This window comes from Paraburkholderia sp. CHISQ3 (genome assembly GCF_030464945.1).
Classification (GTDB): domain Bacteria; phylum Pseudomonadota; class Gammaproteobacteria; order Burkholderiales; family Burkholderiaceae; genus Paraburkholderia; species Paraburkholderia megapolitana.
This window is the reverse complement of sequence record NZ_JALPRG010000016.1, coordinates 105,200-129,777: the sequence shown is the minus strand read 5'-3', so window position 1 is coordinate 129,777 and position 24,578 is coordinate 105,200. Positions and strand designations below refer to the sequence as shown.

At 63.2% G+C, this 24,578-nt stretch carries 23 protein-coding genes; 17 read left to right on the top strand and 6 right to left on the bottom strand.

Translation table 11 applies throughout. The annotated features are described in order from the left end of the window. The first annotated feature begins 27 nt into the window (after nucleotides 1–27). The 10 genes from ugpB to M0D65_RS30510 all read left to right on the top strand — a co-directional run bounded on the left by ugpB (nucleotide 28) and on the right by M0D65_RS30510 (nucleotide 11,230). Complete coding sequence (gene ugpB / locus M0D65_RS30555) at nucleotides 28–1,353, top strand: sn-glycerol-3-phosphate ABC transporter substrate-binding protein UgpB (RefSeq protein WP_266255830.1); 1,326 nt, start codon at nucleotides 28–30, stop codon at nucleotides 1,351–1,353. Nucleotides 1,354–1,467: 114 nt separating this feature from the next. Further along, nucleotides 1,468–2,352 carry a sn-glycerol-3-phosphate ABC transporter permease UgpA gene (gene ugpA, locus M0D65_RS30550; RefSeq protein ID WP_091019861.1) on the top strand — a complete coding sequence of 295 codons (885 nt, stop codon included), beginning with the start codon at nucleotides 1,468–1,470 and terminating at the stop codon, nucleotides 2,350–2,352. Continuing rightward, nucleotides 2,349–3,194, top strand: coding sequence for a sn-glycerol-3-phosphate ABC transporter permease UgpE (gene ugpE / locus M0D65_RS30545; protein WP_091019859.1), 846 nt, complete (start codon nucleotides 2,349–2,351; stop codon nucleotides 3,192–3,194). The genes ugpA and ugpE overlap by 4 nt, the downstream gene beginning before the upstream one ends. Nucleotides 3,195–3,279: 85 nt before the next feature. Next, nucleotides 3,280–4,368 carry a sn-glycerol-3-phosphate import ATP-binding protein UgpC gene (locus M0D65_RS30540; RefSeq protein ID WP_266255829.1) on the top strand — a complete coding sequence of 363 codons (1,089 nt, stop codon included), beginning with the start codon at nucleotides 3,280–3,282 and terminating at the stop codon, nucleotides 4,366–4,368. A 263-nt stretch (nucleotides 4,369–4,631) separates the two neighbouring features. Beyond that, a complete protein-coding gene (ettA, locus tag M0D65_RS30535) occupies nucleotides 4,632–6,296 on the top strand; it encodes an energy-dependent translational throttle protein EttA (RefSeq protein ID WP_266255828.1) in 1,665 nt (554 codons plus the stop codon). Nucleotides 6,297–6,452: 156 nt separating this feature from the next. Continuing rightward, nucleotides 6,453–7,589, top strand: coding sequence for a DUF748 domain-containing protein (locus tag M0D65_RS30530; protein WP_266255827.1), 1,137 nt, complete (start codon nucleotides 6,453–6,455; stop codon nucleotides 7,587–7,589). 123 nt (nucleotides 7,590–7,712) lie between these two features. Continuing rightward, nucleotides 7,713–8,240 carry a 2,4'-dihydroxyacetophenone dioxygenase family protein gene (locus M0D65_RS30525; protein ID WP_266255826.1) on the top strand — a complete coding sequence of 176 codons (528 nt, stop codon included), beginning with the start codon at nucleotides 7,713–7,715 and terminating at the stop codon, nucleotides 8,238–8,240. 67 nt (nucleotides 8,241–8,307) lie between these two features. Then, a complete protein-coding gene (locus M0D65_RS30520; RefSeq protein ID WP_266255825.1) occupies nucleotides 8,308–9,609 on the top strand; it encodes an MFS transporter in 1,302 nt (433 codons plus the stop codon). Between the two features lie 42 nt (nucleotides 9,610–9,651). Next, nucleotides 9,652–10,380, top strand: coding sequence for an SDR family NAD(P)-dependent oxidoreductase (locus M0D65_RS30515; protein WP_266255824.1), 729 nt, complete (start codon nucleotides 9,652–9,654; stop codon nucleotides 10,378–10,380). Nucleotides 10,381–10,417: 37 nt separating this feature from the next. Beyond that, entirely contained in the window at nucleotides 10,418–11,230 is an 813-nt protein-coding gene (locus tag M0D65_RS30510) for an IclR family transcriptional regulator (RefSeq protein WP_266255823.1), read from the top strand. 165 nt (nucleotides 11,231–11,395) lie between these two features. Here the strand turns inward: M0D65_RS30510 and M0D65_RS30505 are convergent, their stop codons facing one another. The 4 genes from M0D65_RS30505 to M0D65_RS30490 all read right to left on the bottom strand — a co-directional run bounded on the left by M0D65_RS30505 (nucleotide 11,396) and on the right by M0D65_RS30490 (nucleotide 14,718). Continuing rightward, entirely contained in the window at nucleotides 11,396–12,019 is a 624-nt protein-coding gene (locus tag M0D65_RS30505; protein WP_266255822.1) for an HAD family phosphatase, read from the bottom strand. Next, the gene (locus M0D65_RS30500) at nucleotides 12,016–12,567 is read right to left on the bottom strand and encodes a cysteine hydrolase family protein (RefSeq protein ID WP_266255821.1); all 552 of its coding nucleotides are present in this window, start codon (nucleotides 12,565–12,567) and stop codon (nucleotides 12,016–12,018) included. The genes M0D65_RS30505 and M0D65_RS30500 overlap by 4 nt, the downstream gene beginning before the upstream one ends. A 62-nt stretch (nucleotides 12,568–12,629) precedes the next feature. Beyond that, nucleotides 12,630–14,444, bottom strand: a complete 1,815-nt coding sequence (locus tag M0D65_RS30495) for an aminopeptidase P family protein (protein WP_266255820.1) — start codon at nucleotides 14,442–14,444, stop codon at nucleotides 12,630–12,632. A 19-nt stretch (nucleotides 14,445–14,463) separates the two neighbouring features. Continuing rightward, a complete protein-coding gene (locus M0D65_RS30490; RefSeq protein ID WP_091019839.1) occupies nucleotides 14,464–14,718 on the bottom strand; it encodes a hypothetical protein in 255 nt (84 codons plus the stop codon). A 625-nt stretch (nucleotides 14,719–15,343) separates the two neighbouring features. Here M0D65_RS30490 and hemA point away from each other — a divergent pair. The 6 genes from hemA to M0D65_RS30460 all read left to right on the top strand — a co-directional run bounded on the left by hemA (nucleotide 15,344) and on the right by M0D65_RS30460 (nucleotide 20,703). Then, nucleotides 15,344–16,630 carry a glutamyl-tRNA reductase gene (hemA, locus tag M0D65_RS30485; RefSeq protein WP_266255819.1) on the top strand — a complete coding sequence of 429 codons (1,287 nt, stop codon included), beginning with the start codon at nucleotides 15,344–15,346 and terminating at the stop codon, nucleotides 16,628–16,630. A 135-nt stretch (nucleotides 16,631–16,765) separates the two neighbouring features. Beyond that, on the top strand, nucleotides 16,766–17,848 hold the full coding sequence (gene prfA, locus M0D65_RS30480; protein WP_091019834.1) for a peptide chain release factor 1: 1,083 nt from the start codon (nucleotides 16,766–16,768) through the stop codon (nucleotides 17,846–17,848). A gap of 12 nt (nucleotides 17,849–17,860) precedes the next feature. After that, nucleotides 17,861–18,697 carry a peptide chain release factor N(5)-glutamine methyltransferase gene (gene prmC / locus M0D65_RS30475; RefSeq protein WP_266255818.1) on the top strand — a complete coding sequence of 279 codons (837 nt, stop codon included), beginning with the start codon at nucleotides 17,861–17,863 and terminating at the stop codon, nucleotides 18,695–18,697. Between the two features lie 81 nt (nucleotides 18,698–18,778). After that, entirely contained in the window at nucleotides 18,779–19,090 is a 312-nt protein-coding gene (gene grxD / locus M0D65_RS30470) for a Grx4 family monothiol glutaredoxin (protein ID WP_091019829.1), read from the top strand. A 34-nt stretch (nucleotides 19,091–19,124) separates the two neighbouring features. Further along, nucleotides 19,125–19,739, top strand: coding sequence for a UbiX family flavin prenyltransferase (locus M0D65_RS30465; protein WP_266255817.1), 615 nt, complete (start codon nucleotides 19,125–19,127; stop codon nucleotides 19,737–19,739). A 178-nt stretch (nucleotides 19,740–19,917) separates the two neighbouring features. Next, nucleotides 19,918–20,703, top strand: coding sequence for a class III extradiol ring-cleavage dioxygenase (locus M0D65_RS30460; protein ID WP_266255816.1), 786 nt, complete (start codon nucleotides 19,918–19,920; stop codon nucleotides 20,701–20,703). A 133-nt stretch (nucleotides 20,704–20,836) separates the two neighbouring features. Here M0D65_RS30460 and M0D65_RS30455 read toward each other — a convergent pair whose 3' ends face one another. Continuing rightward, on the bottom strand, nucleotides 20,837–22,429 hold the full coding sequence (locus tag M0D65_RS30455; protein ID WP_091019823.1) for an APC family permease: 1,593 nt from the start codon (nucleotides 22,427–22,429) through the stop codon (nucleotides 20,837–20,839). A 461-nt stretch (nucleotides 22,430–22,890) separates the two neighbouring features. Between M0D65_RS30455 and M0D65_RS30450 the strand changes: the two genes are divergently transcribed. Then, nucleotides 22,891–23,094: a cold-shock protein gene (locus M0D65_RS30450; protein WP_091019821.1), complete on the top strand. Its 204-nt coding sequence runs from the start codon at nucleotides 22,891–22,893 to the stop codon at nucleotides 23,092–23,094. A 75-nt stretch (nucleotides 23,095–23,169) separates the two neighbouring features. Here the strand turns inward: M0D65_RS30450 and M0D65_RS30445 are convergent, their stop codons facing one another. Continuing rightward, nucleotides 23,170–24,423, bottom strand: coding sequence for an Hsp70 family protein (locus M0D65_RS30445; protein ID WP_266255815.1), 1,254 nt, complete (start codon nucleotides 24,421–24,423; stop codon nucleotides 23,170–23,172). Nucleotides 24,424–24,578 lie beyond the last annotated feature (155 nt).

Below are 24,578 nucleotides of genomic sequence, written 5' to 3'. Positions count from 1 at the left end.
GCGAATCTAGACCCTGGAGACCTATCGATGAAATTCAAACCCTTGTTTCGTTCGTTTTCCGTGGCGGCCGTGCTGGCCCTCGGCGTGGCGCAGAGCGCGCACGCAGCCACCGAGATCCAGTTCTGGCATGCCATGGAAGCCGCGCTGGGCGAACACCTGAACGACATCGCGACCGCGTTCAACGCGTCGCAAAGCGACTACAAGATCGTTCCGGTCTTCAAGGGCAGCTACGACCAGACGCTCGCCGCCGGTATCGCGGCGTACCGCAGCGGTAATGCACCGGCCATCCTGCAGGTCTACGAGGTCGGCACCGCCACGATGATGCAGGCAAAGAAAGCGGTGATCCCGGTCTCCGATGTGTTCAAGCAGGCCGGTGTGCCACTCGATGAAAAAGCCTTCGTACCGACTATTGCAAGTTATTACAGCGACGCGAAGACCGGCGAGCTGATCTCGATGCCGTTCAACAGCTCGACGCCGGTGCTCTATTACAACAAGGACGCGTTCAAGAAAGCCGGGCTCGATCCGAACAAGCCGCCGAAAACCTGGCAGGAACTGCAGCAGGACGCGCAGAAGCTGAAAGCGTCGGGCATGTCGTGCGGTTACTCGTCGGGCTGGCAGAGCTGGATTCAGCTCGAGAACTACAGTGCATGGCACGGTGTGCCGTTCGCGTCTGAGAACAACGGCTTCGACGGTGCCGATGCGGTGCTCGAATTCAACAAGCCGCTGCAGATCGCGCACATCCAGTTCCTGCAGACCATGTTGAAGGAAGGCACGTTCACCTACGTCGGCCGCAAGGACGAACCGGTCTCGAAGTTCTATAGCGGCGATTGCGGAATCATCACGAACTCGTCGGGCTCGCTTGCCACGATCAAGAAGTACGCGAAGTTCAGCTTCGGCACCGGCATGATGCCGTACGACGCGAACGTGAAGGGCGCGCCGCAGAACGCGATTATCGGTGGTGCGAGTCTGTGGGTGCTGTCGGGCAAAGACGCCGCCACCTATAAAGGTGTCGCGAAGTTTCTGGCGTATCTGAGCTCGCCGGCTGTCGCTGCGAAGTGGCATCAGGACACGGGCTATCTCCCCGTCACGACGGCGGCTTATCAGCTGACGCAGCAACAGGGCTTCTACGACAAGAACCCGGGCAGCGACACGGCGATCAAGCAGATGCTGAACAAACCGCCGCTGCCGTTCACGAAGGGCCTGCGTCTCGGCAACATGCCGCAGATCCGCACGATCATCGACGAAGAACTCGAACAGGTGTGGGCGCAGAAGAAATCGCCGAAGGATGCGCTCGACTCCGCGGCGTCGCGCGGCGACGAGTTGCTGCGTCGCTTTGAAAAGGCCGGTAGCTAAGCTGTCCCGAGCCGCGACGATCGACCTCACCGGCCGGTCGTCGCAGGCTTGACGTAGAGACGCCGCAATCCGCGCGTCTCCCTGCATCTCAAGCATCGCAGCTGGAAAATCTCGATGGAAAAACGCTCCCGCTTCGGCACCGGCGTCCTGCCCTACCTGCTGGTCGCGCCGCAACTCCTGATCACCGCGGTGTTCTTCCTGTGGCCTGCCGGCGCCGCGCTATGGCAATCGACGCAGTCGCAGGACGCGTTCGGCACGTCGAGCGAATTCGTCGGGCTGGCGAACTTCAAACAGTTGTTCGCCGACCCGCTGTACCTTTCGTCGCTCACTACGACACTGATCTTCTGCGCGCTCGTCACGGTCTTTGGCCTCGTGATTTCGCTCTTGCTCGCGGCCTGCGCCGACCGCGTGACGCGCGGCGCCAAAGCCTATCAAACGCTGCTGATCTGGCCGTATGCAGTCGCGCCGGCCATCGCCGCAGTGCTGTGGTCGTTCCTGTTCAATCCGAGCATCGGCATCGTCACGTATGCGCTCGCCAAGTACGGCATCGTGTGGAATCACGCACTGAATGCCGGCCAGGCCATGTTCCTCGTCGTGCTCGCATCGGTGTGGAAGCAGGTCAGCTACAACTTCCTGTTCTTCTATGCGGGCCTGCAAGCGATTCCGCGCTCGCTGATCGAAGCGGCGGCGATCGACGGAGCGGGTCCGGTGCGGCGCTTCTTCGGCATCGCACTGCCGCTGCTCTCGCCGACCAGTTTCTTCCTGCTCGTCGTCAATCTGACCTACGCATTCTTCGACACGTTTCCGGTCATCGACGCGGCCACCGGCGGCGGTCCTGCACAAGCCACGCGCACGCTGATCTACAAGATTTTCGCCGAGGGTTTTCAGGGCCTCGACATCGGTAGCTCGGGCGCGCAGTCGGTCGTGCTGATGGTGATCGTCGTCGGGCTGACCGTCGTGCAGTTCCGTTTCATCGAGCGGAGGGTTCAATACTCATGATCGAGAATCGCCGCGGTTTCGACCTCTTCTGCCACGCGGTGCTGCTGATCGGCGTCGTGCTGGTGGTCTTTCCCGTGTACGTCGCGTTCTGCGCGGCCACGATGAGCGAGCACGAGGTGTTCAGCGTGCCGCTGTCGCTGATCCCGAGCACACATCTGTTCGAAAATATCGCTGCCGTCTGGTCGCACGGCAGCGGCAACGCGGCCAGCCCGTTCGGCCGCATGCTGTTCAACAGCCTCGTGATGGCGCTCATCATCTCGATCGGCAAGATCGCGATCTCGATGATCTCCGCGTACGCGATCGTCTTCTTCCGCTTCCCGTTTCGCAACACCGCGTTCTGGTTGATCTTCGTGACGCTGATGCTGCCGGTTGAGGTGCGTATCTTCCCGACCGTGCAAGTCGTGTCGTCGATGCATCTGAGCAATACGTACGCGGGTCTCACGCTGCCGCTCATTGCCTCCGCGACCGCGACGTTCCTGTTCCGCCAGTTCTTCATGACGCTGCCCGACGAGTTGATGGAAGCGGCGCGCATCGACGGTGCCGGGCCGCTGCGTTTCTTCTGGGACGTCGTGGTGCCGCTGTCGAAGACGAACCTGGCCGCACTGTTCGTGATCACCTTCATCTACGGATGGAATCAGTACCTGTGGCCGATCCTGATTACGAGCCAGCAGTCGCTGACCACGGCGGTGGTCGGCATCAAGAGCATGATCGCGTCCGGCGACACCGCGACCGAATGGCACCTCGTGATGACCGCGACGCTGCTGGCGATGCTGCCGCCGCTCGCAGTTGTGCTGACGATGCAGCGCTGGTTCGTGCGCGGCCTCGTCGATGCGGAAAAATGAGCCGGCCGGTCCGGGTTTCGTCAATGAACACATACGGCGGTGGCGCATTTCGCGCCGTCCGCCTCTGCACTGAAGGGCGAGTGGAATGGCTGCGCTGACACTAAAAGCTGTCAAGAAAACGTACGACGGCAAACAGTTCGTGCTGCACGGTATCGACGTGGACATCGACGACGGCGAGTTCGTCGTGATGGTGGGTCCGTCGGGCTGCGGCAAGTCGACATTGCTGCGGATGGTCGCCGGGCTGGAGAGCATCTCCGATGGCGAGATCTCGATCGGCGGCAAGGTGGTGAACCGGCTCGAACCGAAAGACCGGAACATCGCGATGGTGTTCCAGAACTACGCGTTGTATCCGCACATGAGCGTCGCGCAGAACATGGGCTACGCGCTGAAGATTGCGGGCACGGACGCGGCGACGATCGCGCGGCGCGTCGACACCGCGGCGAAGATCCTCGAACTTGGCCCGCTGCTCGAGCGTAAGCCGCGTGAGTTGTCGGGCGGCCAGCGGCAGCGTGTCGCGATGGGCCGCGCCATTGTGCGCGAACCGGCCGTGTTTCTGTTCGACGAGCCGCTGTCGAATCTCGACGCGCGGCTGCGCGTGCAGATGCGGCTCGAAATCCAGCGCCTGCATGCGCGTCTTGCGACGACGAGCCTGTACGTCACGCACGATCAGGTCGAAGCGATGACGCTCGCGCAGCGCGTGATCGTGATGAACCGCGGTTACGCGGAACAGATCGGTTCGCCAACCGATGTCTATGAGCGGCCCGCGACGATCTTCGTTGCGAGCTTCATCGGCTCGCCGGGGATGAATCTGCTGCACGGCCGCGTTTCCGCCGACGGTGCGACGTTTGAAGTTGCGGAAGGCGGTCCGGCGCTGCCGATCGCGGGTACACCGTCGATTGGCAGCGAAGTGGCGGCAGGACGCGAGTGGATCGTCGGCATTCGGCCCGAGCACATGACGCCAGGTCAGCCAGGCGCGGCGCACACCACGCTCACCGTCGATTCCTGCGAACTGCTCGGCGCCGACAATCTCGCGCACGGTCGCTGGGGCAAACACGACGTCACCGCGCGGCTGCCGCACACGCATCGCCCCGCTGCGGGCGAAGCGCTGCAGGTTGCGCTGCCGGCGCAGCATCTGCATTTCTTCGATCCGGCCAGCGGGCAGCGGGCGAACTGATATCGCACCGCAGCCGGTAAAGCATCTACGTTTCTTCGATCCGGCCAGCAGGCAAACCGGGCGGCTAACCGGGACAGCCGCGGCAGCGAGGGCCCGCCCACCAGGCCCTCGCGCGCCACAGCGAAGTACAATGACGCGTTCTGCACCGGCGCGCGCAGTCTGTCTATCTCCGCGCTGGCGCACCGGCCCCGCCCGGCTTCCTATCCACCCACGTCGCCCGCGCCTTGCGCGGCTTGCGGCGTCAACGTCCTGACTACAAGCAAATGGCCCAATACGTCTTCACCATGAACCGGGTCGGCAAGATCGTGCCGCCCAAGCGTCAAATTCTCAAGGACATCTCGCTGTCGTTCTTCCCCGGCGCGAAGATCGGTCTGCTCGGCCTGAACGGTTCGGGCAAGTCGACGCTGATCCGCATCATGGCGGGCGTCGACAAGGACATCGAAGGCGAAGCCACGCCGATGCCGAACCTGAACATCGGCTATCTGCCGCAGGAACCGCAGCTCGATCCGCAGAAGACCGTGCGTGAAGCCGTCGAGGAAGGTCTCGGTGAAGTATTCGGCGCGCAAAAGAAGCTCGACGAAATCTACGCGGCGTACGCCGAGCCGGACGCCGACTTCGACGCGCTCGCCGCCGAGCAGGCGAAGTACGAAGCGATCCTCGCCACCAGCGACGGCAGCGCCGAACAACAGATCGAAATCGCCGCCGATGCCCTGCGTCTGCCCGCATGGGACGCGAAGATCGAAAATCTGTCGGGCGGCGAAAAGCGTCGCGTCGCGCTGTGCAAGCTGCTGCTGGAAAAGCCGGACATGCTGCTGCTCGACGAGCCGACCAACCACTTGGACGCGGAATCGGTGGAATGGCTCGAGCAGTTCCTGACGCGCTTTCCGGGCACGGTCGTCGCCGTCACCCACGATCGCTACTTCCTCGATAACGCCGCCGAATGGATTCTCGAACTCGACCGCGGCCACGGCATTCCGTGGAAGGGCAACTACAGCAGCTGGCTCGATCAGAAGGACGAGCGTCTGAAACAGGAAGAATCGTCGGAATCGGCCCGCCAGAAAGCAATCAAGAAGGAACTGGAGTGGGTGCGGCAGAATCCGAAGGGCCGTCAGGCGAAGTCGAAGGCACGGATCGCGCGCTTCGAGGAACTGAACAGCCAGGACTATCAAAAGCGCAATGAAACGCTTGAAATCTTCATTCCGGTCGGCGATCGCCTCGGCAATGAAGTGATCGAATTCAAGGACGTCAGCAAGGCGTACGGCGATCGCCTGTTGCTCGATAACGTGAGCTTCAAGGTGCCTGCGGGCGCGATCGTCGGGATTATCGGGCCGAACGGCGCCGGTAAGTCGACGCTGTTCCGCATGCTGACCGGCAAGGAACAGCCGGACTCGGGCGAAATCGTGCAAGGGCCGACCGTGAAGCTGGCCTACGTCGATCAAAGCCGCGATGCGCTCGACGGTTCGAAGACGGTGTTCGAGGAAATCTCCGGCGGCGCCGATGTGCTGACGGTGGGCAAATACGAAACACCGTCGCGTGCATATATCGGCCGCTTCAACTTCAAGGGCGGCGATCAACAAAAGAACGTCGGCAATCTGTCGGGCGGCGAGCGCGGCCGGTTGCATCTCGCGAAGACGCTGATCGCAGGCGGCAACGTGCTGCTGCTCGATGAACCGTCAAACGACCTCGACGTCGAAACGCTGCGTGCGCTCGAAGATGCGTTGCTCGAATTCGCGGGCTCCGTGATGGTGATCTCGCACGATCGCTGGTTCCTCGACCGTATCGCGACGCATATCCTGGCGTTCGAAGGCGATTCGCAGATCACGTTCTTCGACGGCAACTATCAGGAATACGAGGCCGACAAGATCAAGCGTCTCGGCGAAGAAGCGGCACGGCCGAAGCGTCTGCGTTACAAGCCGATCGCTCGTTAAACGGGCTAAGCGCTGTGGTCGAGGTACGCGGCTTGCTGTGTACCTCGCGAGCGGGTGTTCGGCGGCTATCGCGAAGACCATCGCGACGGCGGTCATGCGATCGGTACGATGCGCACGGCAACACCGCGCAAGAGGCACGACGACGAGGATCCAGGCATGGCGACATCGATCCGCAAACGTGTAGTCATTGCGGCGGTATGCGTGGTGGCGGCACTGGCCTGCATTGCACTTGCCGGCTTGTACTTCGTGCAACGCGAAGTCCGGGCGCGTATCGTCGAAGTGCTTGGACCGCTCGGTAGCGCGGAGCGTATCGACGTTGGACTGTCCTCAGTTCGACTCGTCAAAGTGCGGCTCAAGGCGCCATCGGGCTGGCCCACACCCGACGTGCTGCGTGCAGACCAGATCACACTCACACCGGACATCCGCGACCTGCTCGCGCGGCGCGTGCATTTGCGCGATATCGTCGTGAGCGGCTTCGATCTGACGGTACTGCGCACGAAGGACGGCAAGCTGCGTTTGCTGCCGAACCTGCGGCAATCCTCCAGTAATGCGCAGGCAGCAGGAGCAGCGAGCACATCCGCATCTTCCAAGCCGAGCCCATCCGCCGAAAAACTCATCGATCACATCGTCTTCGAACACGGCACGTTCGAGTTCTACGATCTGTCGGTCAGCGACCCGGCTTACCGCGTCACCGTCACAGACGCGAACGCAACCGTCGACCACCTGCATCTGCCCGCGCTGTCCGAGCCGACGACAGTCGCCGTCACCGGTTCGATCAAGGGTCCGCAGCACACCGGTACGGTGTCGTTCGGCGGCTGGATCAAGATCGCCAGCAAGGATTCGCAGACCACCACCACGCTGCGCGGTGTCGACGTCGTCACCCTCGATCCCTATCTGTTGAAGAAAGCCGGCGCGAAGGCGCGCGTAAATGGCGGCACGCTCGACCTCTCCATCGATTCGACCGTACGCGATTACCAGTTACACGCGCCCGGCACGCTGACACTGCATGACCTGCAGATCGCACCGAGCGACGATCCGCTCGACACGTTCATGTCGATTCCCACGCGCGTCGCGATTGCCGCACTCAAACTGCACAGCAGCGCTATCACGCTGCACTTCGTGCTCGACGGCAATCTGAAAGATCCGAAGTTCACGCTCGACGACAACTTCGCGACTGCGCTGCGCGCGGGTCTGGCCAAGGTGCTCGGCGTCAGCGCCGAAGGCGTGGCGAAGGGTGCCGGACAGACGGTCAAGGGACTCGGTAACGCGCTGCTGAATCTGATCGGGCAGTAGTCGCGCGACAAGGTGGGCGAGCTTGACACGTGCCGCATAAAGCACGACGATTTGTCCATAATACGAAGTAAAAATCCACATAATGGACACTGTGCGACTGCGTTGCATGGAATCGGAGACACAATGGCTGCTCCCACCACAGGCGCCGATGCACTGACGCCCTATCAACTCCCCAATCCGCCCGAAGCCCTGCGCGAGATCGTCGTCGAATCCGCGGTTCCCAAAGATGAACGTCTGTGGGTACCGCAAGCCGAGAACGTCTGGTTCCGGCCGCTGTGCCTGAACGTCTCAAGCGGCTACTGGATGAACCTGCTGCGTGTGCGCAAGTCCGGTGTGCTGAGCCGCCACCGTCATCCGCAGGCGGTGCATGGCATGGTGCTGAAAGGCAAATGGCGCTACCTCGAACATGACTGGGTCGCGACCGAAGGCAGCTACGTCTTCGAGCCGCCCGGCGAAACGCACACGTTGTACGTTCCCGAAGACGTCGAAGAAATGATCACCTACTTTCAGGTGAACGGCGTGATGTACTACTGCGACCCCTACGGCAACTTCACCGGCTACGAAGACGTGTTCACCAAGCTGGAGATGTGCCGCACGCACTTCGAACAGGTCGGGTTAGGCGGCGGCTTCGTCGATCAGTTCGTGCGGTAACCACAACACGCCGCTGCGCACCGCCGCATCCATCCATAGACTCAAAAGAGCATCGGAGGAGACAACCATGCAGGCAAAAACACCGCGCCTCAGGCGCATCCAGTGGGTAGCGCTCGCGTTCCTGATGCTGGCGGGTATCGTCAACTATCTCGACCGCAGCACGCTATCCATCGCCAATCACTCGGTCAGTGGCGAACTCGGCTTGAGCGCATCGCAGATGGGTTTGCTGCTGTCGGCGTTCTCGTTTTCCTACGCGTTCTCGCAACTGCCGGTCGGCGTGCTGCTCGACCGCTTCGGCGCGCGGATCATGCTCGGCCTTGGGATGCTCGTCTGGTCGGTGGCGCAATTGTTCGGCGGGCTCGTGCACACGTTGCCGCAATTTCTCGCCGCGCGAATCTGCCTCGGTATCGGCGAGGCGCCGCAGTTTCCGGCCGGAGCGAAAGTCGTCAGCGAATGGTTCTCGCTGCGCGAACGCGGCCGACCGAGCGGTATCTTCGTCGCGTCGTCGACGATCGGCCCCGCGCTCGCGCCGCCGATCCTCACCTCGCTGCTACTCGTGTTCGGCTGGCGCTGGATGTTCATCGTGATGGGCGTGCTCGGCATCGCGGTCGCGCTCGGCTGGTATGCGGTCTACCGGAACCGCAGCGAAGTCGCGCTCGCTCCCGAAGAACTCGTGCATCTGACCGAAGAAGAACCGCATTCGCGCGCCGAACGACGGGTGACGTTCGCCGAATGGCGCGGCCTGTTCGCCGCACCGACTACGTGGGGTTTGATCTTTGGCTTCATGGGCGTGGTCTACATGGTGTGGCTATACCTGACGTGGCTGCCCGCTTACCTCGAACACGAGCGCCATCTGTCGATCGCGCGGACAGGCTGGATCGTCTCGATCCCCTATCTGTTCGGCACGCTGGGCATGCTGTCGAGCGGCTTCGTCGCCGATGGTCTGATGGCCCGCGGCGTTGCGCCGATCCGTAGCCGCAAGTGGCCGATCTGCACCGGACTCATCTTCGCGGCGATCTTCACCGTGCCCGCTGCGTACACGCCGAATACCACGCTCGCCATCGTCTATCTGTCGCTTGCGATGTACTTCATCAACCTCGCGAGCGGCGGTGCGTGGGCGCTTGTCAGCGTGGCAGCGCCGCGGCATCTGGTGGCGTCGCTGGGCAGCATCCAGAACTTCGGCGGCTATTTCGGCGGCTCGTTTGCGCCGTTCATTACCGGCGTCGTGGTGGACCGGACGCATTCGTTCGTTAACGCGTTTTTGATCAGCGCGGCTGTGTCGGTCGTGGCGGCGCTTGTGTATATGTTCGTCGTGCGGGTGCCGATCGCGGAACGTGTCGATCAGGGCGCGGCGGCTCGGCTCGCGTGATCACTCTTCGTCTTATGTCCGCTTGACACTCATTCGTCGATCATGACTTTTCAGCACGATCTTTTCGCAGGTAAAACGGCCCTCGTCACCGGCGGCACTCAAGGCATCGGCGCGGGCATCGCGCATCGTCTCGCGGCGCTCGGTGCACGCGTCATAGCAGCCGGTCTCGCGCCGACCGATGCGCAACGCGCGAGTTTCGGCGCTGGCATCGAAGTCGCCGCGCTCGACGTCAGTTCGAACGACGAAGTCGCCGCACTGTTCGTTCCGCTGATGTCGCTCGATATTCTCGTGAACTGCGCAGGCATGATCCGCCGCGGCGACGAACACGAGATCGAGGTGTTCGAGCAGGTGATCGATGTGAACCTGACCGGCACCATGCGCGCGTGTTCGGCCGCGCGTGCGCTGCTCGCGGCGAGCCGCGGCACGATCGTCAATACCGCGTCGATGTTGAGCTTTTTCGGCGGCGGTCTCGTACCGGCCTACAGCGCGAGTAAAGGCGGCATCGCGCAATTGACCAAGTCGCTTGCGCTGGCCTATGCGCGCGACGGCATTCGCGTGAATGCAGTTGCGCCGGGCTGGATCGCGACACCGCTCACGCAGGCGCTGCAAGACGACGACATCCGCTCGCGGGCGATTCTCGAACGCACGCCGCTCGGCCGCTGGGGCGAGCCCGACGATATCGCGCAGGCCGTCGCTTTTCTGTGTTCGCCGGCTGCGGCGTTCATCACCGGGACGATTGTGCCTGTCGACGGCGGCTATCTCGCCGCGTGAACTGCATCCGCTCTACCGTTACTACGTGTTCGACACCATGACGATTTCCGCCGACATCACCGCTAGTCACGACGCCCGCGCCACCGGCACCGCGGCGTTCTCGAAGCTCATGACGGTGCTGCAGTTGATCGCCGACGCCGCCTCGCCACTGGGCATCGCGCAGCTTGCCGCGCTAAGCGGCTATCCGCGGCCGACGGTGTACCGGATCGTCGGCGCGTTGATCGCGGAAGGGCTCGTCGTCGACAGTCTGCGTGGCAGCACATTCGAACTCGGTCCGCGACTGATTACTCTCGCGAGTCGCAGCTGGGAGCGCTCCGACCTGCGCGTCGCCGCCATCGATGCGCTGCAGACGCTGCGCGACGTCACGCAGGAAACCGTGCATCTCGCGGTGCGCAGCGGTTCGGAAATGGTCTTCATCGAGAAGCTGGAGAGTCCGCATGCGGTGCGGATGGCGTCACGCATCGGGACACGCGTGACGCTCTATTCGAGTTCGGTGGGCAAGGCGTACCTCGCCGCGCTCGATACCGGCACGCGCACTGCGCTGCTGCGCGGTGTCGCGCTAGAACGCTTGACGCCGAACACGATTGTCGAGCCCGCAGTACTCGCCGCCGAACTCGAGACAACACGCGAACGCGGCCACGCGGAAGATCGCGAAGAGAATGAAGCGCAAATATTTTGCTACGGGTGTGCGATTCCGGACCCGGATGGTCGGCCGGTTGCGTGCATCAGCGTGAGTATTCCGCTGTTTCGCCGTAGCGCTACGCCGCAGGAAACCTACATTGCACCGCTGCGCGATGCGTGCCGCGCGGTTGCAGAAAGGCTCACGCCGATGTCGCGCGGTGGGGTTTAAATGCGCGACGCCTGCCGCGGAGTCGCGGAAAGACCTATGCCGATGTCGTGCGGTGGGGTTTAAATGCGTGACACCTGCCGCGGAGTCGCGGAAAGGCTTATGCCGATGTCACTCAGCGGAGCTTAAAAGTTTGAGGGAGCACTAAGATCGCGTCGTGCGACAGTGTCAGACCGGCAGGCCCAGTTCGCGCAACGCAGCCGCTGTAGTCACAGCGCTCGTGTGATGAATGGCGTGCCAGCCGAGTGCGGTTGCCGCTTCGACATTCTTCACGTTGTCGTCGATAAAAGCGAGTTCACCCGGTGCAATACCAGGCAAGCGCACTTCAATCCGCTCGCGCATCGCCGCAAAAATCGCCGGATCAGGTTTGACGAGTTTCACGCGACCGGACACGACGATATCGTGGAAACGCCGCAGCATCGGAAAGTGCTCCCACGCATACGGAAACGTCTCGTCCGACCAGTTCGTGAGCCCGTAGAGCGGCACGCCCGCGGCTTCGAGCGTCTCGACGATCGCCATCGTGTCTTCGTGCAGGCCGCCGATCATCTCGTGCCAGCGCGTGTAGAACGCACGGATCAGCGCTTCGTGTTCGGGAAACTGGCCGACCAGTTCGGCGGTGCCTTCGGCAAGCGGCTGGCCACCGTCCTGGCGAACCACCCAGTCCATCGTGCAGACGTGGGTGAGAAACCAGCGGCGCTCGGCCTCGTCCGGAATCAGCTTGCGATACAGATGCTCGGGACTCCAGTCGATCAGCACGCCGCCGAAATCGAATACGACCGCCTTGATGGTCATGCGAACTCCGCGGCAAGCACATCGGCGAGCGGGCGCACGGCGACGCGGTTGCCGGACAGCGAAGCCCGTGGCCACAGCTGATTGTAGTGATCGACGATCTGCTGCGGTGTGAGTGCAGACGTGTGCTGCGTGGTGTGCAGATCGCTGACGACCGTCGTCCGGTAGCCGAGAAACGCCGCGCGGCGCGCGGTGGCATCGATGCAGAATTCGGTCGCATAACCGCAGATCAGCAGGCTGTCGACATCGCGCCGCGCGAGCATGTCCGCGAGCGGCGTCTCGTGAAACGAATCGCCGACCGCTTTGTTAACGACAACGTCCGTATCGCTGCGCACGAACCCCGGATGCAATTGCCAGCCTTCGGTGTGCGGCTCGACTTCGTCGCCGGCTTCGCCGTCGTGCTGCACGAAGAACACCGGCGCACCGGCGGCACGCGCAGCGCCGGTCAGCCGGTTGATCTCTGCGACCACTTCGTCACCGCGATACGCTGCGTCGGGGCCGAAGAAGAAGGCCCGCTGCACATCGATGACCACAACCGCTACGCCCGCCATACCGTGTCTCCGCTGTCACATCGAAGTCAGATCAATCGTCCCGCACACGCGTTAACGCGCCATCAAACCGGCTGCGTCCGCGCCTCGAGCCACGCCTTCGCATCGCCCGATACATGCGGCGACACGCGCGCGCGCACCGTCTCGTGATAACTGTTCAACCACGCACGCTCGTCGTCGCGCAGCAGCGGCAACGCGAGGCAGCGCGTGTCGATCGGGCACAGCGTGAGCGTCTCGAACCGCAGGAAATCGCCGAACTCGGTTTGCTCCGCGGCGCGGTTCAGCACGAGATTCTCGATCCGCACGCCCCACTTGCCCGGCCGGTACAGGCCCGGCTCGATCGACGTGATCATGCCTTCTTCCATCGCGGTCCACGATTCGGCGGCGGCGTAATGCGCGATCACCTGCGGACCTTCGTGCACGTTCAGGAAGTAACCGACGCCGTGACCGGTACCGTGACCGTAATCCGCGCCTGCTTCCCAGATCGGCGCGCGTGCGATCGCGTCGAGCATCGGCGAGCGGATGCCGCGCGGAAAGCGCGCACGCGACAGCGCCATCGTGCCTTTCAGCACCGTCGTGAAGTCGTGCCGGTGTGCATCGCTGATCGTACCGATCGGCACGACGCGTGTGATGTCGGTCGTGCCGCTCAGATACTGGCCGCCCGAATCGATCAGCAGCAAACCATTGCCTTCGATCGTCGCGTGTGACGCTTCGGTCGCTCGGTAGTGCGGCATCGCACCGTTGCCGTTGAACCCCGCAATCGTCGCGAAGCTCAGCGATGTGAAGCCGGGGCGCCGTGCGCGCGCTGCGGTGAGACGTTCGTCGATGGTCAGCTCGGTGATCGTCTGATGGCCGAGCGCGCCTTCGAACCACGCGAAAAATTCGGCGAGTGCTGCACCGTCCTGCTCCATCGTTGCGCGAATGTGTTCGGCTTCGGCTTCGGTCTTGCGCGACTTGAAGAAGATCGACGGATTCACCGCCTCGATCACCTTCACCGTCGCCGGCAACGACTTCATGACGCCAAGCGTGACGCGACGCGGATCGATCAGCAGCGTGGTGCCAGCGGGCAGCGCGACGAGCGCGGGTACCGCATGCGCATACGGTTCGACGCGCACGCCGTCGCGAGCCAGCGAGGCAGCGAGCGCCTCCGGCACCTTGCCGTTCGAGACAAACAGCGTGGCGCTGTCCAGACCGATCAGTGCATGCGCAACGAATACCGGGTTATAGCTGACGTCGGCACCGCGCAGATTGAACAGCCACGCGAGATCGTCGAGCGTCGAGATGAAATGCCACTGCGCGCCCTTTTCCTGCATCGCGCGGCGCACCTGGTCGAGCTTGTCGGTACGGGTGACGCTCGCGTGCGGCGCGATGTGCTCATAGACGGCATCGACGGGCAAGGCTGGCCGCTGCGGCCAGATCGTGTCGAGCAGGTCGACGTCGGTACGCAATTGCACGCCGCGCGCGGTCAGCGCGTCGGTCAGCGCGCGCGCTGGGGCAATGCCGAGCACCGCGCCATCCACCCCAACCGCACTGCCGCTTGCCACGTTCTGCGCAAGCCATTCGAAATGCGGCGCGCTTTGCTGGCCACCCAGCATTTTCATCAATTGCACGTCGGTGCCGGCCAGTTGCGCTTCGGCCTGCGACCAGTAGCGGCTGTCGGTCCACAAGCCGGCAAAGCTGCCGGTGACCACCAGCGTGCCGGCCGATCCGGTAAAGCCGGACAGCCATTCGCGGCTCTGCCAGCGGCCCGGCAGGTATTCGGACAGATGCGGATCCGCCGACGGCACGAGGTACGCGGCCAGTCCCTCGCGAGACATCGCTGCGCGCAGGGCGGCGATCCGCTCGGGGATCGTGGAGGTTTCAGGAAGACGGGCATTCATCAGATTCACCTGCAAACATTCAGCGACGGGAGAACAAGCCGACCGTCAGGGCGACGGCGATGAACGCGAAGGCCGTGCAAAAGGGCCATTCGAGCGTGTCGCCGTCATGAAAGAGACCGGTCACATTGCCGGCCATCAGACCCAGCGCCGCGCCGGCGATACCGGCCACGACAGCGAGCCACCAGCGAGCGCGGGTTGCGCGCCGCAGGGGATGCAACCATGCACCCGCCAGACCGACTGCGGCGCCCAGCACGATAATGCCGAACCAACCCATCAGTCGACCTCGCCATGAATCAGATTAATTGTGTGGGCGAAAATCGTTTCCCCAAGGAGCATTTTTATTCCGTTTTACTGAGAACCGGCATTGCTGCCTGGGTCCGTCGACTGAGTTTACGGGGCACAATAATCTATGGCAAGCCGCGTAATCCGCATTCTGCCTACGTTTTGACCATTCGGACGGCTATGGTTCTACGAATCAGTTTCGGCCGCGCGATGCCGGAATTACGGTAAGTTGTCTGGCTTTTATTTACCGTTTATTCCGCGCACCCGTGATTTTTACACGACCGGCGCTCCGGTAACCAGTCCAGTTTGTCACTCGGCCCGCCGCGCCCGAAGCGGACTGACAAAATCGCGGCGTGGCGTAAGGTCGCGGGTGCGGCAACGCACAGATGTCCGCTCTGACCTCCCCTCATCTGCCATATTCACCGGCCAGACTGCCGTGTAACGGCCCCCTCTCCCTTGCCCGACGCCGCTTTGTCACCCCAGCCGCGGTCCCTGAAGCCGCGCCACAACCCCACGGTGCCGGCCGCCACCGGCCATACGTAATAGCCCGAATATGCCGGACGGACTGAAAGAATCGTGAAAACGCTATAATATTGGCCGCAACCATAGCCCCGCATATGCAGCTTCTAACGATCGGAATCAATCACCACACCGCACCCGTCGCCTTGCGCGAACGTGTGGCGTTTCCGCTCGAACAGATCAAGCCTGCCCTCGCGACGTTCAAGGACCTCTGGTTGGGGCGCATGGCCCCCACGGCCCCCGAAGCCGCGATCCTGTCCACCTGCAACCGCACCGAACTCTACTGCGCCACCGACGACCAGGCCGCCCGCGAAGCCGCCATCCACTGGCTGTCGAAGTACCACAACCTCCCCGTCGACGAACTCGCGCCGCACGTCTATGCGCTGCCGCAGTCGGAAGCGGTACGCCATGCGTTTCGCGTTGCGTCGGGGCTCGACTCGATGGTGCTCGGCGAAACGCAGATTCTCGGACAGATGAAAGACGCGGTGCGCACCGCATCGGAAGCCGGCGCGCTCGGGACTTACCTGAACCAGCTGTTCCAGCGCACCTTCGCGGTGGCGAAGGAAGTGCGCGGCACCACCGAAATCGGCGCGCAGTCGGTCTCGATGGCCGCCGCCGCCGTGCGGCTCGCGCAACGCATCTTCGACAAGATCGCGAACCAGCGCGTGCTGTTTATCGGCGCCGGCGAAATGATCGAACTGTGCGCGACCCACTTCGCCGCCCAGCAGCCGCGCGAACTGGTGGTCGCGAACCGTACCGCCGAACGCGGCTCGCGGCTCGCCGAACGCTTCAACGGCCGCGCCATTCCGCTTGCCGAGTTGCCCGCGCGGATGCACGAGTTCGACATCGTCGTGTCGTGCACCGCGTCGACGCTGCCGATCATCGGACTCGGCGCCGTCGAGCGCGCGGTGAAAGCGCGCCGCCACCGGCCGATCTTCATGGTCGACCTCGCGGTGCCGCGCGACATCGAACCCGAAGTCGGCAAGCTCGAAGACGTCTTCCTGTACACCGTCGACGACCTCGGCGCGATCGTCCGCGAAGGCAATGCCTCGCGCCAGGCCGCGGTCGCCCAGGCCGAAGCGATCATCGAAACGCGCGTACAGAACTTCATGCAGTGGCTCGATGCGCGCAGCATCGTGCCGGTCATTCGCCACATGCACACCCAGGCGGATGCATTGCGTCGCGCTGAAGTGGAGCGCGCGCAGAAGATGCTCGCGCGCGGCGAAGATCCCGCTGCCGTGCTGGAAGCGCTGTCGCAGGCGCTCACCAACAAGCTGATCCACGGCCCCACGCATGCGCTCAATCGCGCGAGCGGTCCGGACCGCGACGCGCTCATCGACCTGATGGGCGGCTTCTACAAACACTCCGGTTCTACGGAGCGTTAGCGGCCCTGCCGCCACCGCGCCCCGGGCCCGCTTGCCGTTTCCCCGCGAGCCCGCCTGGCGCCCGCCTCAGGGCTCGCGCCCAGTCCGATCCTTATCTACCCCGCCGTCCTTTCCGGAACACGCTCCGACCGACCGATGAAAACGAGCATGCAAAGCAAGCTCGACCAGCTCACTACCCGACTGGCCGAACTAAACGATCTGTTGAGCCGCGAAGACATCACGGCGAATCTCGACCAATACCGCAAGCTCACCCGCGAGCATGCCGAACTCGGCCCGGTCGTGGAGCAGTACGCACAGTGGCGCCACGCGGCCGGCGATGCGGCGACCGCGCAGGAATTGCTCGCCGATGCGTCGATGCGCGACTTCGCGGAAGAAGAAATCCGCGCGGCGCGCGAGCGCATGGAACAGCTCGCCGCCGAACTGCAGAAGATGCTGCTGCCGAAAGACCCGAACGACGAGCGCAACATCTTCGTCGAAATCCGCGCGGGCACGGGCGGCGACGAATCGGCGCTGTTCGCGGGCGATCTGCTGCGGATGTACCTGCGCTACGCGGAACGCAACCGCTGGCAGGTCGAGATGATGTCGGCGAGCGAATCCGATCTTGGCGGCTACAAGGAAGTGATCGTGCGGATCGCGGGCGAAGCCGCGTATTCGAAGCTCAAATTCGAATCGGGTGGTCATCGCGTGCAGCGCGTGCCGGCTACCGAAACGCAGGGCCGCATTCACACGTCTGCTTGCACCGTCGCCGTGATGCCCGAAGCGGATGAGATCGGCGAAGTCGAGATCAATCCGGCGGATTTGCGTATCGACACGTTCCGTGCGTCCGGCGCGGGCGGTCAGCACATCAACAAGACCGACTCGGCGGTGCGCGTTACCCACCTGCCGACCGGGATCGTCGTCGAGTGCCAGGACGATCGCTCGCAGCACAAGAACAAGGATCGCGCGCTGAAGGTGCTGGCCGCGCGCATCAAGGACAAGCAATCTCACGAGCAGCAGGCGAAAGAAGCCGCGACGCGCAAGAGCCTGATCGGCTCCGGCGACCGCTCGGAGCGTATCCGCACTTACAACTTTCCGCAGGGGCGGTTGACCGATCACCGGATCAACCTGACGCTGTACCGCCTCGACTCGATCATGGACGGCGATCTCGACGAACTGATCGCGGCGCTCGTCAGCGAGCATCAGGCGGAATTGCTGGCGTCGCTCGGCGACGCTGACTGACGGCAGGCTCGCATGGATACCGTCGCCGCCCTGTTGCGTGTCTCGCCGCTAGTGTCGCTCGAAGCGCGCATCCTGCTCGGGCATGTGCTCGGCTGGCGCCGTACCGAGTTGATCACGCGCAGCGACGAGCCGCTCGATGCCGCGCCTGTCGATCGTTTCCGCGCGCTCGAAGCACGCCGTGTGGCGGGCGAGCCGGTGGCGCAACTGATCGGCTCGCGGGAATTCTTCGGGCTCGACTTCGAGGTCACACCGGACGTGCTGATTCCGCGGCCTGAAACCGAACTGCTGGTTGAAACGGCGCTGGCGGCACTCGTTGGGCGCCGTGCGCCGCATGTCCTCGATCTGGGCACCGGCACCGGCGCGATTGCGGTCGCGATTGCCTCCGAGCGGCCCGATGCGCGCATCTGGGCGACCGACCGCTCGGCCGAAGCGCTCGGCGTCGCGGCGCGCAACGCCGCTCGATTGCTCGATCCGGCGCGTCCCGGCGGACCGCTGCAATTCGCACACGGCGACTGGTACGCAGCACTCGATACTGCGCTGCAGTTCGACCTCATCGTCAGCAATCCGCCGTATATCGCCAGCGACGACCCTCATCTGAGCCAGGGCGATCTGCGCTTCGAACCGCGCAGCGCGTTGACCGACGAGGCCGACGGCCTGGCGGCGATCCGCACGATCGTCGCGGGCGCCCCGCGCCACCTCGTGCCCGGCGGCGCGCTCTGGATCGAGCACGGCTACGACCAGGCAGCCGCCGTACGCGCACTGCTCACGGAGCGCGGTTTTCTCGCCGCCAGTTCGGCCCGCGATCTTGCCGGCATCCAGCGTATCAGCGGCGCCCAGATGCCCGGCTGAGGCGCGCGAGGCCGCCCTACGCGAAATCCGCTATCATTTCAACCTATCCCCACATCACTCTGGAACCGCAAGGTCAGCCTCATGGACACGCAACAACGCATCAAGCAAATCGTCGACGAAAACACCGTCGTGCTCTTCATGAAGGGCACCTCGCAATTCCCGATGTGCGGTTTTTCGGGCCGCGCCATCCAGATCCTGAAGGCGTGCGGCGTCGACGAACTGAAGACCGTCAACGTCCTCGAGGACGACGGCATCCGTCAGGGCATCAAGGAATTCTCGAACTGGCCGACCATCCCGCAGCTGTACGTGAAGGGTGAGTTCGTCGGCGGCTCGGACATCATGATGGAGATGTATCAGTCGGGCGAGCTGCAGCAGCTCTTCGCTGCCGCCTGAGCGGCATCCCCGTCAACTGCTCGTCCGTACGATAGTGCCGCCCTCCCTCGACCCACGCGCGGCGGCACCGCACCGGCTGATCGTCGCGATCACCGGCGCGACCGGTGCTGTGTACGGCATCCGGCTGCTTGAAACGCTGCGGCGGCTGGGCGGCGTCGAATCCCATCTGCTGATCTCCAGCGCCGGCTGGCTCAACATCCGGCACGAACTCCAGCTGTCGAAAGAAGACATTCATCCGCTCGCCGATGTGGTCCATTCGGTGCGCGATGTCGGCGCAACCATTGCATCAGGGTCCTTCCGAACCGACGGCATGATCGTCGCGCCGTGTTCGATGAAAACCCTCGCGAGTATCGCGCATGGGCTCTCCGACAACCTGATCACGCGCGCAGCCGACGTCACGCTGAAGGAGCGGCGCCGGCTGGTGCTGATGGTGCGCGAGACGCCGCTCAATCTTGCGCATTTGCGCAACATGACGGCCGTGACCGAAATGGGCGGCGTGATTTTTCCGCCGTTGCCGGCGTTCTACAACGCACCGGCATCGATCGATGAAATGGTCGATCACACGGTGGCGCGCGTGCTCGATCTGTTCGCACTCGGTGGGCCGGGTCTCGCTCCGGTCTGGGGCGGGCTGCGTAGTACCGAAGAGTGATCTGCGGCGTTTGCACCGGCCTGGGTTCAGTGGGGTCGCGCAGGCCACTCCGCGCCAGGTCGATTAGCAACAACCGCGACGCAGTTAAATCCGCGCCCGCGTGTTTATCCACGGCTGGTTCGCCTCTATATTCAACGCAACGAAACCTTCCAGCCGCTTTTGCCGCGGCCTCGCTGCGATGACCCGTCTACCTGCTCTTTTCCTCTCGCACGGTGCGCCAACCCTGCCGATCGATCCGTCCATGCCGTCTGGCGAATTCGCGGCGTTGTCGACCCAGTTGCCGCGTCCCGACGCGATCCTGATGCTCTCCGCCCACTGGGGCACGGCGGCGCCGGTGGCCAGCACGGCGCAACAACCCGAGACGATCCACGACTTCTACGGCTTTCCGCGCGCGCTCTACGAGATCCGTTATCCGGCACCCGGTGCACCCGACGTGGCACGCCGCGCCGCCGCTCAGTTGAGCGAGCAGGGCCTGCTCGCGACGACGCAGTCGCACGGGCTCGATCACGGCGCGTGGGTGCCGATGCTGCTGATGTTCCCCGCCGCCGACATCCCCGTCGCCCAGCTGTCGATCCAGCCTCACATGGACGCCGCGCATCACTTCCGTGTAGGCCGGGCATTGCGCGCGCTGAAGGATGACGGCGTGATGGTGATCGGCTCCGGCCAGATCACGCACAACCTGCGCAGCGCGGATTTCTCGGCGGGCCCGGACGACGCCGATCCACGTGTCGCCGAATTCACCGACTGGTTCGAAGAGCGGCTGGCCGCGCGCGATATCGATGCGTTGCTCGACTATCGCAGCCGCGCGCCGCACGCGGTATTGATGCATCCCACCGACGAGCACCTGCTGCCGGTATTCGCCGCCCTGGGCGCCGCGGACGACGATTACACGCTATCGGTCCAGTCGCTGGGCACGTACCAGCGCACCCTGGCGATGACGAACTACGTATTCGGCAACGCATAACAGCAGCGCCGTAACCACAAACGACAAGGCCCGCCTTGACCTGAATCAGTCAAGGCGGGCCTTGTCGTTTACCGCGTCTGTTGTACTACGCGGTCTGCCACCATTCAGGCGCGCAGACCGTGCATGCGATACCTCAAGCGCCGATCCCTTCGAGAATCTCGTCCGGGTTCTCACGCTCGTTGAGGTAGTCGGTGCGATAGCCGGTATGCACACCCCAGTAATAGAAGATCAGCGAGCAGATGATCACGACGAGCATGTCCCAGCCGTACGGCAGGATGTTGTGACCGCCAAACTGCTTGCTGCCGATCAGCGACAGGATCGCCATCACCGGCAGATACGCGACGAGCCACCACGCCGCCTTCAGATCGCGGCCCCAGCCGGCGAAGCCCGCCTTCGTCTGGTAGTAGAAGTACACCGGCAGCGCGACGATCATCAGCAGGATGATCTCGCCGGTCAGCGGCCATTTCGCCCAGAACAGGATCAGCGATGCGCAAACGAATGCGAACGGCGCGATCACCTTCATGCCCGGAATGTGCAGCGGCCGGTCGAGATCGGTTGCCGCACGGCGCAGCGACATCAGGCTGATCGGGCCCGTCAGGTACGAGATCACCGTCGCCACCGAAATCACCGCCGCCAGCGAACTCCAGCCGCGGAAGAAGAACAGGAAGATGAACGACACGAGCAGGTTGAACCACATCGCCTGACGCGGCACGCCATAGAGCGGATGCACGTTGCCGAACATCTTGGGCATCGTGTTGTTGCGCTCCATCGCGTAGATCATTCGGGTCGTCGTCGCCATGTACGTCGTGCCGGTGCCGCTCGGGCTAACGAATGCATCGACGTACAGCAGGATGGCGAGCCAGTTCAGGTTCAGCGCGAGCGCGAGTTCGGCGAACGGCGAGGCGAAGTTGAAATGGCTCCAGCCCTTCAGCACATCGGTCGGATTCACCGCGCCGATGTAGGCGATCTGCAGCAGCACATAGATCACGAGCGCCAGCAGGATCGAACCGATCACCGCGAACGGCACGCTCTTCGCCGGATTGCGCGCTTCGCCCGCCAGGTTGATCGGGCTCTGGAAACCGTTGAACGCGAATACGATGCCGCTCGTCGCGACCGCGGTAAACACCGCCGACCAGCCGTACGGAGCAAACGTGCTGGCTTCACCGAAGTTCTCGTGGTGAAAGCCCGTCAGCATCAGGCCCAGGATCGTGGCGCCGGGAATCAGGAACTTGAAGACCGTGATCGCCGAATTAGCCCGGGCGAACAGCTTGACGCCCCAGTAATTCAGCAGGAAGTAGATGATCACGAGCACTGCGGAAAGCAGTAACCCTAACGTGGTTAGCGACCCGTTGACGAATAGATCATGCGCCCACTGGTATGGCCAGGTACTCATGTACTGGATCGATGCTTCGGCTTCGATCGGAATCACCGAGACGATGGCGATCCAGTTGGCCCATGCGCTGATAAAACCGACCAGCGCGCCGTGCGAGTAGCGCGCGTAGCGCACCATGCCGCCCGACTCAGGAAACATCGCACCCAGTTCGGCATAGGTGAGCGCAATAGCGAGAATCACGACCGCACCGATGATCCATGCACAAATCGACGCCGGCCCGGCAATTTTTGCCGCCTTCCACGCGCCGAAGAGCCAGCCCGAACCGATGATCGAACCGAGGCCGGTCAGCATCAGCGCCACCGGCCCGATGTTCCGTTGAATAGAACTTTTCACGTCTTCTCCTGTGTTCGAGAGCCTGCCGGTCTCTATCGTATCGCCGCGGCGCCCTGCAAAAAGAGCTGTTGAAGCGGGATTTGTTCTTAACGGCGACCGACCGCCGTGCGTGGTGTGCGAACCCGGGGCCGGGCGCAACCATCACGCGGCGCGTAGTTTAACGGTTGCCCTGGATCATTGCAGTGAAAATGCGGGTTGTCCCTGGAAAAAATCCCGAAGAATAGAAAGCTTTGTAAGCAATACTTGGGCCAGGTGCCAAAAACCTTGCGCCGCCGTGGGTTTCGATTGACCTTCTCTCGAAATGTCCGTATAACGGACGGGCAGGATTTCAAGCGGCGAGTGAATTGGTCTTTCGTAGTTCGCCCATCAACGGTACTCCGGTTGGTCCCATTACCCCCTTCCTTGATTTTCATGCACCCCACGGGCTTCGGCCTTATTCATCATCTTTAGGAACAAGTAATATGGAAACCGGTACCGTCAAGTGGTTCAATGACGCAAAGGGCTTTGGCTTCATCACTCCCGACGGCGGCGGCGAAGATCTGTTCGCGCATTTCTCGGAAATCCGCACGGAAGGCTTCAAGACGCTGCAAGAAAACCAAAAAGTGTCTTTCGAAGTGAAGACCGGCCCGAAGGGCAAGCAAGCTGCGAACATCAAGCCGGTGTAAGCTGCACGCTTCCTTTTCTGGACGCACAAAACCCCGCCTTGGCGGGGTTTTTTGTTTTTAGCGCGGGGTTTTATTTCAAACGAATAGACGTTGCGCGTGAATGCCGAGCCCGGTCGCGACGCTCGCGAGGCGATCGCCGAACACCGGCTGTGCATCCGGAAATGCGGCTGCCAGCGCGCCCGACAAGAACCGCAGTCCCGTCGATCCACCGGTGAAGTAGACCGCCGTCACATCGCGTGGGGCGATGCCTGCGGCCTGCACGGTATCGCGTGCGGCGAGGACGATGCGCCGCGTCTCTTCCAGTCCCGCCTCGACGAGTTGGGCTTCGTCGAATGCAAGCCGCAGATCGTCCTCCACTTCATCGAGGTCGATCACCGTCTCGCCGCCCGCCGCCACGCCGATCTTCGCTTCTTCCGCATGGGCCGCCAGCGCGTGTCCAAGGTGCCGCTCGACGACCCGCATCAGCCGGTCGTGATGCCGCAGATCCGGATACAGGTGCCGCATCAGCGACAGTTCGCTCACTCGCTTGGGCGAATAGACGGTGTTGATCAGATGCCACGTAGCCAGATCGAAATACACGCGGTTCGGGATCTCGCGACCTTCGGGGTCGAACGTCTGATAGCCGAGTTCGCGCAGGATCGTCGCGAGTTCGACGCGGCGGTCGAAATCGGTCCCGGCCACGTGCACGCCGTGATGCGCGAGCACGTCGTCTTTCCGTTCGAGCCGATGCATGCGCTGCGGCCCGACGCGCACCAGTGAGAAGTCCGACGTACCGCCGCCGATATCGGCCACGAGCACGAGCCCTTCCGCCTCGAGATGCGACTCGTAGTCGAATGCGGCGGCGATCGGTTCGTACTGGAAGTGGATCTCGCGCAAGCCGACCGAGCGCGCCGCCGCCTCGAGCTGCTGCTGCGCAAGCTGGTCGGCGCGGGGATCGTCGTCGACGAAAAACACCGGCCGGCCGAGCACCGCACGATGAATCGGCGCGCCAGCGGCCGCTTCCGCAGAGCGCTTCAGATGCTCGACGAACAGCGCGATCACATCGGTATAGCGGATCGCGGACCCGTCGCCGAGATCGGTGGTGGTTTCTGCCAGCGATGACCCAAGGATGCTCTTCATCGAGCGCATCAAACGCCCGTCGAAGCCGTCGATATACGCCTCCAGCGCCGCGCGGCCGAACTCGCGGGTATTCTCGTCGACATTGAAGAACACGGCGGTGGGCAGCGTCGTGTGGTCACGCTCGACGGGCGCGAGGCGCATCGCCCCAGCGGCGTCAGGCAACGCGACCGCCGAATTCGACGTGCCGAAGTCAATCGCACAATAAGTCATCGCAGGGAGTCGCCGCTCGCGGCGGGCGCTGACAGAAAGAGAGGACGGGCTTTTTATCACGAAGCGCCGCGCACGGCAACCGGTGCGCGGAACGGAAATTGCTCGCGATAGGCGGTTATACCATCCAATCACGCCACGCCAGGAGACAAGCCGAA